This window comes from Pseudomonas sp. SST3 (assembly GCF_003325755.1).
This window is the reverse complement of sequence record NZ_QORI02000005.1, coordinates 50,413-63,433: the sequence shown is the minus strand read 5'-3', so window position 1 is coordinate 63,433 and position 13,021 is coordinate 50,413. Positions and strand designations below refer to the sequence as shown.

The window sequence follows — 13,021 nt, the reverse complement described above, 5'->3', positions numbered from 1 at the left end:
TGACGCAAGGGTCGAATTATGCCGCTCACTAACGAGCAGAAGAAACAGTACAAATCCATCGGCCATCATCTGAAGCCGGTCTTGATCGTGTCGGAGAACGGTCTGACCGAAGGTGTCCAAGCCGAACTGGAGCGCGCATTGAGCGATCACGAACTGATCAAGGTACAACTTCGGATTACCGAACGCGACGATCGACGGGCTGTGATGGAAGAACTCTGCAAAATTGGTGGCTGCGAATTGGTCCAGTCCATCGGCAAGATGGCGCTGATTTACCGCAAAAACCCAAAAGTAAACAAGCAATTGTCGAACGTGCATCGCTTTCAGGGCTGAGCTATCCGCAGCCCATCGTATTTCCGCTATCGCTCCCGCCCGGGAGCGACCTGCAGCACCAGAATCAGCCCGCACAACCCCATCACCAAGTAACTGAAGGCCAGCCAATAGGGTGACTCGACGACTCCGGTCTGCACCGCGAAATAACTTGCGGCAAGCAGCAGCACCGACAAGAGCAACTGCCCGCGCAAATCCTTCCACAGGCTGCGAAAGCCGTTGAGCTGAATCAGCACGACCGCCTGAAGTACCACACAAAACGCAGCAAAGCCCACCAACAAGGGCCTCAGGCTGCCAGCGATCTCTTCGATCAGCAGCGGCGCCAGGCCGATTTTCGCCAACGCCGGCAGCATCACGAACTGCAATAGCCAGAGGCCGCCGACCCAGAATGTCTGGGCCAGCTGCCAACTGATCACACCTGCTCGCATTGGCCGATGGTCAGATATGACGAACCTCGACGATCTCGTACTCGATCAAGCCACTGGGCGTCTTCACCGCCACCACATCTCCGACTTCCTTACCCACCAAAGCACGGGCGATTGGAGAGCTGACCGACAATTTGCCACGCTTGATGTCCGATTCATCATCCCCGACGATCTGGTACGTCACGGTTTCATCCGTATCGACGTTAGCGATATCCACCGTCGTACCGAAGATCACCTTGCCAGTATGCGGAATGCTGGCCACATCAATGACCTGCGCGTTCTGCAGCCGGCCTTCGATGTCACGAATGCGCGCTTCAACCATTCCTTGCTGCTCTCGGGCTGCATGGTATTCAGCGTTTTCCTTCAGATCCCCTAGCTCACGCGCCTCGGCAATGGCCTGCGTGATCTGCGGACGCAGTTCGGTTTTCAGATGCTTCAGTTCTTCCTCCAGGGCGCGCGCGCCCTGGACAGTCATTGGGTATTTAGTCATGCCTTGATTCCTGCATGGAGATCCTGCAAGCGACGCACGGTCTTCTCGGGACCGAATTTCAGCGCCTCACAGATCGCCTGTCCACCCGCGAGCGTAGTGGTACAGCAGATCTTGTGCTGCAGAGCGTTACGACGGATCGAGTAAGAGTCAGCGATAGACTGACGCCCCTCGGTGGTATTGATGATCAGGGTGACTTCGTCATTCTTGATCATGTCGACGACATGCGGGCGACCCTCGGTCACCTTATTCACCCGACGCACGGGCAACCCGGCCGCTTCGATGATTTTGGCCGTACCCGCAGTACCGACCACCTCGAAACCGAGCCCAATCAGATCTCGCGCGACCTGGGCAACGTGTGGCTTGTCATCATCACGGACACTGATGAAGGCGCAGCCGCTATTGGGCAGAATCTCGCTAGCACCCAGCTGCGCTTTGGCGAACGCCTCGGCGAAGCTGTCACCGACACCCATCACCTCACCAGTAGACTTCATCTCGGGGCCGAGAATCGGGTCGACGCCAGGGAACTTAGAGAAGGGGAAGACCGCTTCCTTGACGCTGTAAAAGTTAGGAATGATTTCTTCGGTCAGTCCAACTTCTGCAAGCGTCTTGCCCGCCATTACGCGCGCCGCGATCATTGCTAGCGATACGCCAATGCATTTCGACACGAAGGGCACGGTACGGGACGCGCGAGGGTTCACTTCGATGACGAAGATATCCTCGCCCTGAACGGCCATCTGCACGTTCATAAGGCCAACGACTCCAAGCTCCAGGGCCATCTTCTTGACCTGGTCGCGGATCTCGTCCTGGATATGCGCCGGTAGCGAATACGGCGGCAGCGAACACGCGGAGTCACCGGAATGCACCCCGGCCTGCTCAATGTGCTGCATGATCGCGCCGATTACCACCTGCTCACCGTCGCACACCGCGTCGATATCGACCTCGATGGCGCAGTTAAGGAAGTGATCGAGCAGGACCGGACTGTCGTTGGAAACCTTGACCGCTTCGCGCATGTAGCGACGCAGCTCTTCTTCCTGATAGACGATTTCCATAGCACGACCGCCCAGTACGTAGGACGGGCGCACCACCAGCGGATAACCGATGACCTTTGACGCAGCCAGCGCTTCCTCTTCGCTGCGCGCCGTCGCGTTTGGCGGCTGGCGCAGATTAAGACGCTCGACCATCTGCTGGAAACGCTCACGGTCCTCTGCACGATCAATCGCGTCGGGACTGGTTCCGATGATCGGCACGCCCGCTTCCTCCAGCGCGCGCGCCAGTTTCAGTGGGGTCTGCCCGCCGTACTGGACGATCACGCCCTTCGGTTGCTCGACCCGAACGATTTCCAGCACGTCTTCCAGCGTCACCGGCTCGAAGTACAGACGATCCGAGGTGTCGTAATCGGTGGATACGGTTTCCGGGTTGCAGTTGACCATGATGGTCTCGTAACCGTCGTCGCGCATCGCAAGCGCCGCGTGCACACAGCAGTAGTCGAATTCGATGCCCTGACCGATACGGTTGGGGCCACCGCCGAGAATCATGATCTTGTCGCGACTCGACGGATTGGCCTCGCACTCTTCCTCATAGGTCGAATACATGTAAGCGGTGTCGGTGGCAAACTCCGCAGCGCAGGTATCGACCCGCTTGTAGACCGGCAACACCTTGAGCTTGTGACGATGATTGCGCAGGTTCTTCTCGGTGACGCCCAGCAATTTTGCCAGGCGCGCATCGGAGAAGCCTTTGCGCTTGAGCTTGTACATCACATCGCGATCGATGCTGGACAACCCCATGGTCTTGATCTGCTCTTCGTCCTTGATCAGATCTTCGATCTGCACCAGGAACCACTCATCGATCCGTGTCAGGTCGAAGACCTCCTCGACCGACTTGCCGGCGCGGAAAGCGTCGGCCAAGTACCAGATGCGATCGGCTCCGGGCACGGTGAGTTCACGCTTGAGCGTGCTCTCGCTCTCGGGATCAGCCAGATCCAGCTTCGGATCGAAGCCCGAAACGCCGACTTCCAATCCACGCAGCGCTTTCTGCATGGACTCCTGGAAGGTACGGCCGATAGCCATCACCTCACCGACAGACTTCATCTGGGTGGTCAGACGAGCGTCGGCCTTGGGGAATTTCTCGAAGGCGAAACGTGGGATCTTGGTAACGACGTAATCGATCGCCGGCTCGAAGGACGCTGGCGTGCGACCGCCGGTAATGTCATTGGACAGCTCGTCGAGGGTGTAACCAACGGCCAGCTTGGCGGCGATCTTGGCGATCGGGAAGCCGGTGGCCTTGGAGGCCAACGCCGACGAGCGCGACACGCGCGGGTTCATCTCGATGACGACCATGCGGCCGGTGTTCGGGCAGATACCGAACTGCACGTTGGAACCGCCGGTTTCCACGCCGATCTCGCGCAATACGGCCAGCGAGGCATTACGCAGGATCTGGTATTCCTTGTCAGTCAAGGTCTGGGCCGGGGCAACCGTGATGGAGTCACCGGTATGCACGCCCATCGGATCGAAGTTCTCGATGGCACAGACGATGATGCAGTTGTCCTTCTTGTCGCGGACCACCTCCATCTCGTATTCCTTCCAGCCGATCAACGACTCGTCGATCAACAATTCGCTGGTCGGCGACAGATCGAGACCACGCGTGCAGATTTCTTCGAATTCTTCACGGTTGTAGGCAATGCCGCCGCCAGTGCCGCCCATGGTGAACGAGGGCCGAATGATGCAAGGGAAGCCGACCTTCTCCAGGACGCCATAGGCTTCATCCATGTTGTGCGCGATGCCGGAAACCGGGCAGGCCAGACCGATGTTCTTCATCGCAGTGTCGAAGCGGGAACGGTCTTCAGCCTTGTCGATGGTATCGGCATTGGCGCCGATCATCTCGACGCCGAATTTCTCTAGGACGCCGTGCTTTTCCAGGTCCAGCGCGCAGTTCAGCGCAGTCTGGCCACCCATGGTCGGCAGCAGCGCGTCGGGGCGCTCCTTCTCGATGATCTTGGCCACCGTGGCCCATTTGATCGGCTCGATATAGGTCGCGTCGGCCATGGCCGGGTCGGTCATGATGGTGGCTGGATTGGAATTCACCAGGATGACCCGGAAGCCTTCCTCACGCAGCGCCTTGCAGGCCTGGGCGCCGGAATAGTCGAACTCGCAGGCTTGCCCGATGACGATGGGGCCGGCGCCGAGGATCAAGATACTTTTGATGTCTGTACGTTTTGGCATGGTCTCTCTCGAATTCTGTGCTCGGCGGGCTTAGCGGCGCTTGGCCATGGCATCGATGAAGCGGTCGAACAGCGGCGCCACATCATGCGGCCCGGGACTCGCTTCGGGATGCCCCTGGAAGCTGAAGGCGACTTTGTCGGTGCGCTCGATGCCTTGCAAGGTGCCGTCGAACAGCGACTTGTGCGTCGCACGCAGGTTACTCGGCAGGCTGGCCTCGTCTACAGCGAAGCCATGGTTCTGGCTGGTGATCATCACCACGCCAGTGTCCAGATCCTGTACCGGGTGGTTGGCGCCGTGGTGCCCATTAGGCATCTTCACCGTCGTGGCGCCGGAGGCGAGTGCCAGAAGTTGGTGGCCGAGGCAGATGCCGAACACCGGGATATCGGTTTCCAGGATCTCCTGGATCGCCTTGATCGCGTAGTCGCATGGTTCAGGGTCACCCGGGCCGTTGGCCAGAAACACACCGTCCGGCTTCAACGCCAGGGCATCGCTAGCGGTAGCCTGGGCCGGCAGCACGGTAAGGCGGCAGCCGCGGGCGACCAACATGCGCAGGATGTTGTACTTGACACCGTAATCGAAAGCCACGACATGGTAGGGCAGCTCGCTGGCCGGGATCTCGGCGTGGCCGTCCTCTTTCAGGCACCAAACGCTCGACCGCCACTCGTAAGCCTCTTTGACGCTGACTTCCTTGGCCAGGTCCATGCCCTTGAGCCCAGGAAAGCTGCGCGCCAGCTCCAGCGCTTTTTCTTCGGTCGCATCATCCCCAGCAAGGATGCAACCATCCTGGGCGCCCTTCTCGCGAAGAATGCGGGTCAATCGACGGGTATCGATACCCGCGATCGCCACGGTACCGTTGGCTTTGAGGTATTCAGGCAGCGACTGCTTTTCACGCCAGCTGCTCGAAGTCAGCGGCAGGTCGCGGATCACCAGGCCGGCGGCCCAGACTTTCCAGGACTCGGCATCTTCCGGTGTGGTGCCGGTATTGCCAACATGCGGATACGTCAGGGTGACGATCTGTTTGGCATAGGAAGGATCGGTGAGGATTTCCTGATAGCCGGTCATGGCGGTGTTGAACACCACCTCACCAACGGTTTGCCCATCGGCGCCGATGGATTCGCCGCGAAAGATACTGCCATCGGCAAGGGCCAAAATGGCTGGCGTAAGGGCTGGCTTAGTCAAGAGACCTCCCAAAGATCAAGGCTGAAGCAGGCGCAGATTGTAAAAAAGCGGGATGACGTGTGAAGGTCATCCCGCTTTTTATTTGAGTCATTTCTGCGCAACTTTTAGTGGACACACTAAAACGGGAAGCTTACAGAAAAGGCCCTTTCAGGTCTAGCCGAAATCCATCCGAGCGCCAGGCGACAGCCTTCTCAACGCAACCCGAGTACGTCTTGCATGTCGTATAAACCCGCCGGCTGCTGCTCAAGCCACAACGCAGCGCGCACTGCTCCTTTGGCGAAAGTCATCCGACTGGAAGCCTTGTGGGTGATCTCGACTCGCTCACCGTCAGCGGCGAACAGCACCGTATGATCGCCGACCACATCGCCGGCGCGGACAGTCGCGAAACCGATGGTATCGCGCGCCCGTGCGCCGGTTTGTCCTTCGCGGCCGTACACTGCCACCTTCTGCAGATCGCGGCCCAGCGCCTCGGCGACGACTTCACCCATGCGCAACGCCGTACCCGAGGGCGCATCGACCTTGTGCCGGTGATGCGCCTCGATGATCTCGATATCCACCTCGTCGCCCAGCACCCGAGCCGCCGTATCGAGCAGCTTCAGACACAAATTCACGCCGACACTGAAATTGGCGGCGAAGACGATCGGGATGTCTTTCGCCGCCGCCGCCAACCTCTCCTTCTCCTCAGCCGAAAAGCCGGTGGTCCCGATCACCATCGCCTTCCCCACGCGGCGGCAAACCTCGAGATTCTTCAGCGTTACCGAGGGATGGGTGAAATCGATCAGCACATCGAACTCTTCCACCACCTTCGCCGCATCACCGATCAGCGGAACGCCCAGGCGGCCAATGCCTGCCAACTCTCCGGCATCAGCCCCGACCAAGGTGCTGTCGGGCCGATCGATCGCCGCGGTAAGCCCGGCGGTGCCGCCTGTCTGTTGGACAGCCTCGACCAGAGTTTTCCCCATGCGCCCCGCGGCGCCCATCACTGCTATACGTCGCATAAAAACAGCTCCAAGCTGCAAGGCTCAAGCTGCAGGAGGCGCCTTTCCAGGCCTTTCGCCCGCAGCCCGCCACCGAGTTAAAGGTCGCCGAAAAAGCGCTTCATACCCTCGAACCAGCCGCTGGCCTTGGGCGAGTGGGAACTGTCGCTCTGCAACGTCTTGCGGAACTCGTCGAGCAGCTCGCGCTGGCGCTTGCCCAGGTTTACCGGCGTCTCCACCGCGACACGACACAGCAAATCACCGGCAGCGCCGCCGCGCACCGGTGCGACGCCCTTGCCGCGCAGGCGGAACTGCTTGCCGGTCTGGGTGCCCTCGGGAATTTTCAGTTTGACCCGACCATCCAGCGTCGGAACCTCCAGTTCGCCGCCTAACGCTGCGTCAGCGAAGCTGATCGGCACCTCGCAATACAGATGCTTGCCATCGCGCTGGAAGATCGGATGCTCACGCACGTTGACCACGACATAGAGATCACCAGCCGGGCCGCCCTGAGCACCCGCCTCACCCTCACCAGTCAGACGGATACGGTCGCCTGTGTCGACGCCCGGCGGAACCTTGACCGACAGCGTCTTCTGCTCTTCGACGCGACCCTGACCATGGCAACTGCCACAGGGATCGGAGATCATCTTGCCGCTGCCATGGCAGCGCGGGCAGGTCTGCTGTACCGAGAAAAAGCCCTGCTGCATGCGCACCTGACCGATACCGCCGCACGTGGTACAGGTGACCGGGCTGGTGCCCTTCTTCGCACCCGAACCATCGCAGGTCTTGCACTCGACCAGCGTCGGCACGCGGATGGTCACCGTCGTGCCACGCACAGCCTCCTCCAGATCCAGCTCCAGGGTGTAACGCAGATCGCTGCCGCGCTGGGCACCGCCACGGGAGCTGCCGCGGGCGCCGGTAAAGAAATCGCTGAATACATCGCCGAAGATGTCGGAGAAGTTGGCGCCGCCATAAGCGCCGCCCGCTCCCGCACCCATTTGCGGGTCGACGCCGGCGTGACCGTACTGGTCGTAGGCCTGACGCTTGCTCGCATCGGACAGTACTTCGTAAGCCTCGTTGGCTTCCTTGAACGCGTCTTCGGCGGCTTTGTCTCCGGGATTACGGTCCGGATGATGCTTCATCGCAAGGCGCCGATAAGCTTTTTTTAGCTCCGTCTCGCTAGCGCCGCGCTCGACACCCAGCACTTCGTAATAGTCACGTTTGGCCATAAATTTCCTGAACCTTCAAATTCGTACCCTCCAGACACGCCGACGCGGGAGCAAGCCCCCGCGCGGCGATCAAGCCCGCCGCGGCATTGCCGTTGCGGGTCGGAGCGAAGGCAGCGACAACGATATGGTCGCTGCTTTCCCCCAAGTCATGGGGGCCATAAGCCGCAGCTTACTTGTTGTCCTTGACCTCTTCGAACTCGGCATCGACCACGTCGTCACCGGACTGCCCGTTGTCGCCAGCCTGCTCACCTTCGCCGCCCTGAGGCTGCTCGGCGTACATCTTCTGCGCCAGCGGAGTGGAAGCCTGGGAAACCGCAGCGATCTTGGCTTCGATCTCGGCCTTGTCGTCGCCCTTGATGGCCACTTCCAGCTCGCCGATAGCCTTCTCGATGCTGGCCTTGTCTTCTTCGGTTGCTTTGTCGCCGGCTTCGGTCAGCATCTTGCGGGTCGCATGGACCAGCTGATCACCCTGGTTGCGCGCCGTGACCAGCTCTTCGAACTTGCGGTCTTCTTCGGCGTTGGCCTCGGCGTCACGCACCATCTGCTCGATTTCCTCCTCGGACAGGCCGGAGTTGGCCTTGATCACGATGGACTGATGCTTGCCGGTGGCCTTGTCCTTTGCCGATACGTGCAGGATGCCGTTGGCGTCGATGTCGAAGGTCACTTCGATCTGCGGCACGCCACGCGGAGCCGGCGGGATCTCGGCCAGATCGAAACGGCCCAGCGACTTGTTTTGCGCCGCCTGCTTGCGCTCACCCTGCAGCACGTGAATGGTTACCGCGCTCTGGTTGTCATCAGCCGTCGAGAATACCTGCGACTTCTTGGTCGGGATGGTGGTGTTCTTTTCGATCAGCGCGGTCATCACGCCACCCATGGTTTCGATACCCAGGGTCAGCGGGGACACGTCGAGCAGCAGCACGTCCTTGACGTCACCCGCCAGAACGGCGCCCTGAATGGCGGCACCCATGGCAACGGCTTCGTCCGGGTTGACGTCCTTGCGCGCTTCCTTGCCGAAGAACTCGGCGACCTTCTGCTGCACCAGCGGCATACGAGTCTGACCGCCGACCAGGATCACGTCGTCGATCTTCGACACGTCGATACCGGCGTCCTTCATGGCCATGCGGCACGGCTCGATGGTGCGCTGCACCAGATCCTCGACCAGTGCTTCCAGCTTGGCACGGGATATTTTCACGTTGAGGTGCTTCGGACCGGTCGAGTCTGCGGTGATGTACGGCAGGTTGACGTCGGTCTGCTGGCTGGAGGACAGCTCGATCTTGGCCTTCTCGGCGGCTTCCTTCAGGCGCTGCATGGCCAGCGGGTCGCCCTTGAGGTTCATGCCGGTTTCTTTCTTGAACTCGTCGACGAGGTAGTCGATGAGGCGAATGTCGAAGTCCTCACCACCGAGGAAGGTGTCACCGTTGGTAGCCAACACTTCGAACTGGTGCTCACCGTCAACTTCGGCGATTTCGATCACCGACACGTCGAAGGTACCGCCACCCAGGTCATAGACGATGACAGTGTGGTCGCCCTTGGCCTTGTCCATGCCATAGGCCAGCGCGGCCGCGGTCGGTTCGTTGATGATGCGCTTGACGTCCAGACCGGCGATACGGCCGGCGTCCTTGGTGGCCTGACGCTGGCTGTCGTTGAAGTAGGCCGGAACGGTGATCACCGCCTCGGTCACTGGCTCGCCGAGGTAGTCTTCGGCGGTCTTCTTCATCTTCTTCAGAATTTCCGCAGAGATCTGCGGCGGTGCCATTTTCTGGCCGCTGACTTCAACCCAGGCGTCATTGTTGTCCGCCTTGACGATCTTGTAGGGGACCATCTGGATGTCTTTCTGCACCACGTCTTCATCGAAACGACGACCGATCAGACGCTTCACCGCATACAGAGTGTTGTGCGGGTTGGTAACGGCCTGACGCTTGGCGGACTGGCCGACCAGAATTTCGCCATCATTGGCGTATGCAATGATCGACGGGGTGGTGCGGCCGCCTTCGGCGTTCTCGATCACCTTGGCTTTGCCGTTTTCCAGGATGGAGACGCAGGAGTTGGTCGTTCCCAGGTCGATACCGATAATTTTGCCCATGTGCTTCTCTCCGAACTTGATTGGTCCGCGCCTGTTTACCGGCTGCGGGTAACACAAAAACGCTTGGCTACCAGATGGGGGTCAGTAGCCGGAATTCAAGCCTTCTCATCAATCGAAGGCGGGGTTTCTGCTGGCGCCTTGCTGACCACCACCATCGCCGGACGCAGCAGACGACCGTTCAGCAGGTAGCCCTTCTGGAATACTTTGAGCACGCTGCCCGGCTCGGCATGGGTGCTTTCTTCCATGGCCATGGCCTGGTGATGCTCGGGGTTGAAGGGCTCGCCCTGTGGGTCGACCGGCACCAGCTGATGCCGCGCCAGGGTGTCGATAAGCAGCTTGAGCGTCAGCTCCACGCCCTCGCGCATCGGCTTGACGGCTTCGTCATCCGGGCTCGACAGCTCGAGCCCGCGCTCCAGGCTGTCAGCGACGGCCAGCAGGTCGCCTGCGAACTTCTCCAGCGCAAACTTGTGTGCCTTCTCAACATCCTGTTCGGCACGACGTCGAATATTCTGCAGTTCCGCCGCCACTCTCAGGGACTGATCCTGCGCCGCCGCGAGTTGCTCCTCAAGAGACTGCACACGGGCAGTCAGATCTTCGGTGACTTCAGCTTGGGCGCTCTCGTTCTCTTCAGGGATCTGGTTTTCCAGGTTCTGCTCGTCCGCCATGCGGTCCTCCTCATCAACACATCAGCGAGCGGTCGGCCCGCGCTTGTGCGGCTATATGGGGGCGGCAAGTCAAGCTTCAAGGGCGAAAATGACATCAGCTTTCAATCGCGGACCAACGACCAATCGCACGTTTTGTTTACATACAACCTATTAAGCAACTTGTAGCGCCAAGCGGAAGCACTGTATAAATACCCAGTCAACTGAGTGGGAGCCCTGCCATGCTGGTTCATCTGTCTGTTCACAACTACGCCATCGTCGAGCACCTCGACCTCGAACTGAAGCGAGGCATGAGCGTGATCAGCGGCGAAACCGGAGCCGGCAAATCGATCATGCTCGATGCCCTGGGGCTGACACTTGGCGATCGCGCCGACAGCAGCGTGGTGCGTATTGGCGCGGACAAGGCCGACATCCTCGCCAGCTTCGACCTGGATGACATCCCTGATGCACGCGCTTGGCTGGCCGAGCGCGACCTGGACAATGAAGGTCCATGCATCCTCCGCCGCGTGATCACGGCAGAAGGCCGCTCGCGTGGCTACATCAACGGCACGCCTTGCCCGCAGGGCGATTTGAAGGCGCTCGGCGAGTTGCTGATCGACATTCACAGCCAGCATGAACACCAGTCGCTGCTCAAGCTCGACACCCACCGACGACTGCTCGACGAATATGGCGGCAGCCAGGACCTGGCCCGTCAGGTGCAACTTGCAGCGCAGCGCTGGCGCCAGACCCGGCAGACGCTGGAACGCCTGAGCAACAGTAGCGATGAACAGCGTGCCCGCCACCAGCTATTGAGTTATCAGCTCGAAGAGCTGGAAACCTTGGCGCTTGGCGAAGAAGAGCTGGAGCAGCTGGAACATGAGCACAAAAACCTCGCCAACGCGGAGCATCTGCTCGGCGCCTGCCGCCAGGTGATCGACCTGTGCAGCGAGAGCGATGCAGGCAATGTCCTGTCAGCGCTAACCTCTAGCCTGCAGCGGCTTACCGGCTTTCAGAACCAGCCGGGCGCGCTTGGCGAGGCAGTCAACCTGCTGTCCAGCGCGCAGATTCAGGTGGAAGAAGCTGTCGGCGAGCTGAATCGCTTCCTCGACCATTTCGACTCCGATCCGCAGCGTCAACAGGCGCTGGAAGAACGCCTCGACAGCATCTATACCCTGGCCCGCAAACATCGGGTACAACCGCAGGAGTTGCCCGCGCTGCAACAAAGCCTGTTCGAAGAGCTGGAAAGCCTGAACGCTGACGACGATGCGCTGGAGCAATTAGGCGAAGAGCTCGCCGCGTACGCTCAGCACAATCATGAAAAGGCCGAAGAGCTGAGCCGCGCCCGCCAACAAGCGGCCGAATCCCTTGCTGTCGCGGTCGAAGCGGAGATACAGCGACTGGGAATGCCTGGTGGCAAATTCAACGTGGTACTCAAACCCACACCGACAGGCGACCTTATGCCGCATGGATTGGAACAGGTGGAATTTCTTGTCAGCGCCAACCCGGGGCAGCCACTACGCCCACTGGCGAAGGTTGCATCCGGAGGCGAGCTGTCGCGGATAAGCCTGGCGATTCAGGTCATCACGGCACAGACCTCACGAACGCCGACCCTGGTATTCGACGAAGTGGATGTCGGCATTGGCGGCCCCACCGCCGAAGTGGTTGGTCAGCTGCTGCGACGTCTCGGCGAACGCGGTCAGGTACTTACCGTGACTCACCTGCCGCAGGTAGCGGCGCAAGGGCATCATCATCTGTTCGTGCACAAGGCTCGCGGAAGTGATGAGACCCACACGGCAGTGGCAGCCCTGGAAGGAGGCGATCGCGTCGAAGAGATCGCCCGGATGCTCGGCGGCGTTGATCTGACCGAGCAGGCACTGGCCCATGCCCGGCAGATGATAGGTTCAGCACAGGCCTGACAAGCACAAAAAAGGCGACCCTCGGGTCGCCTTCCTGTTCCGGCATCGACGAGTCAGTCGGCCTTCTTGCGCACGTAGAGCACCAAGTTATGGTCCACCAGCTCGTAACCGTGGCGCTTGACGATCTCTTTCTGCAGTTTCTCGATCTCGGAATCGAAAAACTCGATCACATCGCCGCTGTCAACGCAGACCATGTGGTCGTGATGGCCACTGTCAGCCAGCTCGAACACCGCATGGCCGCCATCGAAGTTGTGCCGGACCACAAGCCCGGCCGCCTCGAATTGCGTCAGTACACGGTATACCGTTGCCAGACCGACATCTTCGCCGGCTTCCATCAATGCCTTATAGACATCTTCAGCGCTCATGTGGCGCTGATCGGTGGTATCCAGCATCTGCAGGATTTTGACCCGTGGCAGGGTTACTTTGAGGCCCGCTTTGCGTAGTTCGCTATTTTCAACCATGGTTGGCTTTCTCGTTGCTGCTGTTTCGCAGCCTCCTTCAATACGGGTATGATCCGGCCTTTGCCCAGCCAAGATAGT

Annotated in this window: 11 protein-coding genes; 2 read left to right on the top strand and 9 right to left on the bottom strand. The window is 60.1% G+C overall.

Features of this window, described 5'->3' with window-relative positions; translation table 11 throughout:
- The first annotated feature begins 18 nt into the window (after positions 1-18).
- Entirely contained in the window at positions 19-330 is a 312-nt protein-coding gene (locus DQ405_RS06695; protein WP_168423465.1) for a YhbY family RNA-binding protein, read from the top strand.
- Between the two features lie 26 nt (positions 331-356).
- Here DQ405_RS06695 and DQ405_RS06690 read toward each other — a convergent pair whose 3' ends face one another.
- The 8 genes from DQ405_RS06690 to grpE all read right to left on the bottom strand — a co-directional run bounded on the left by DQ405_RS06690 (position 357) and on the right by grpE (position 10,590).
- Positions 357-755 carry a DUF4149 domain-containing protein gene (locus tag DQ405_RS06690; protein ID WP_168423464.1) on the bottom strand — a complete coding sequence of 133 codons (399 nt, stop codon included), beginning with the start codon at positions 753-755 and terminating at the stop codon, positions 357-359.
- 10 nt (positions 756-765) lie between these two features.
- Positions 766-1,242, bottom strand: coding sequence for a transcription elongation factor GreA (greA, locus tag DQ405_RS06685; RefSeq protein WP_168423463.1), 477 nt, complete (start codon positions 1,240-1,242; stop codon positions 766-768).
- Positions 1,239-4,460 carry a carbamoyl-phosphate synthase large subunit gene (gene carB / locus DQ405_RS06680; protein ID WP_168423462.1) on the bottom strand — a complete coding sequence of 1,074 codons (3,222 nt, stop codon included), beginning with the start codon at positions 4,458-4,460 and terminating at the stop codon, positions 1,239-1,241. The genes greA and carB overlap by 4 nt, the downstream gene beginning before the upstream one ends.
- Before the next feature lie 30 nt (positions 4,461-4,490).
- Positions 4,491-5,639: a glutamine-hydrolyzing carbamoyl-phosphate synthase small subunit gene (carA, locus tag DQ405_RS06675; RefSeq protein WP_168423461.1), complete on the bottom strand. Its 1,149-nt coding sequence runs from the start codon at positions 5,637-5,639 to the stop codon at positions 4,491-4,493.
- Positions 5,640-5,830: 191 nt separating this feature from the next.
- The gene (gene dapB / locus DQ405_RS06670; protein WP_168423460.1) at positions 5,831-6,637 is read right to left on the bottom strand and encodes a 4-hydroxy-tetrahydrodipicolinate reductase; all 807 of its coding nucleotides are present in this window, start codon (positions 6,635-6,637) and stop codon (positions 5,831-5,833) included.
- Positions 6,638-6,714: 77 nt separating this feature from the next.
- Positions 6,715-7,842, bottom strand: a complete 1,128-nt coding sequence (gene dnaJ / locus DQ405_RS06665) for a molecular chaperone DnaJ (RefSeq protein WP_168423459.1) — start codon at positions 7,840-7,842, stop codon at positions 6,715-6,717.
- A gap of 169 nt (positions 7,843-8,011) precedes the next feature.
- A complete protein-coding gene (dnaK, locus tag DQ405_RS06660; RefSeq protein WP_168423458.1) occupies positions 8,012-9,925 on the bottom strand; it encodes a molecular chaperone DnaK in 1,914 nt (637 codons plus the stop codon).
- 95 nt (positions 9,926-10,020) lie between these two features.
- Entirely contained in the window at positions 10,021-10,590 is a 570-nt protein-coding gene (gene grpE / locus DQ405_RS06655; RefSeq protein ID WP_168423457.1) for a nucleotide exchange factor GrpE, read from the bottom strand.
- A gap of 218 nt (positions 10,591-10,808) precedes the next feature.
- Here grpE and recN point away from each other — a divergent pair, with 218 nt between their 5' ends.
- Positions 10,809-12,482, top strand: a complete 1,674-nt coding sequence (gene recN / locus DQ405_RS06650; RefSeq protein ID WP_168423456.1) for a DNA repair protein RecN — start codon at positions 10,809-10,811, stop codon at positions 12,480-12,482.
- Between the two features lie 53 nt (positions 12,483-12,535).
- Here the strand turns inward: recN and fur are convergent, their stop codons facing one another.
- Complete coding sequence (gene fur, locus DQ405_RS06645) at positions 12,536-12,943, bottom strand: ferric iron uptake transcriptional regulator (RefSeq protein WP_158189797.1); 408 nt, start codon at positions 12,941-12,943, stop codon at positions 12,536-12,538.
- Between the last annotated feature and the right edge of the window lie 78 nt (positions 12,944-13,021).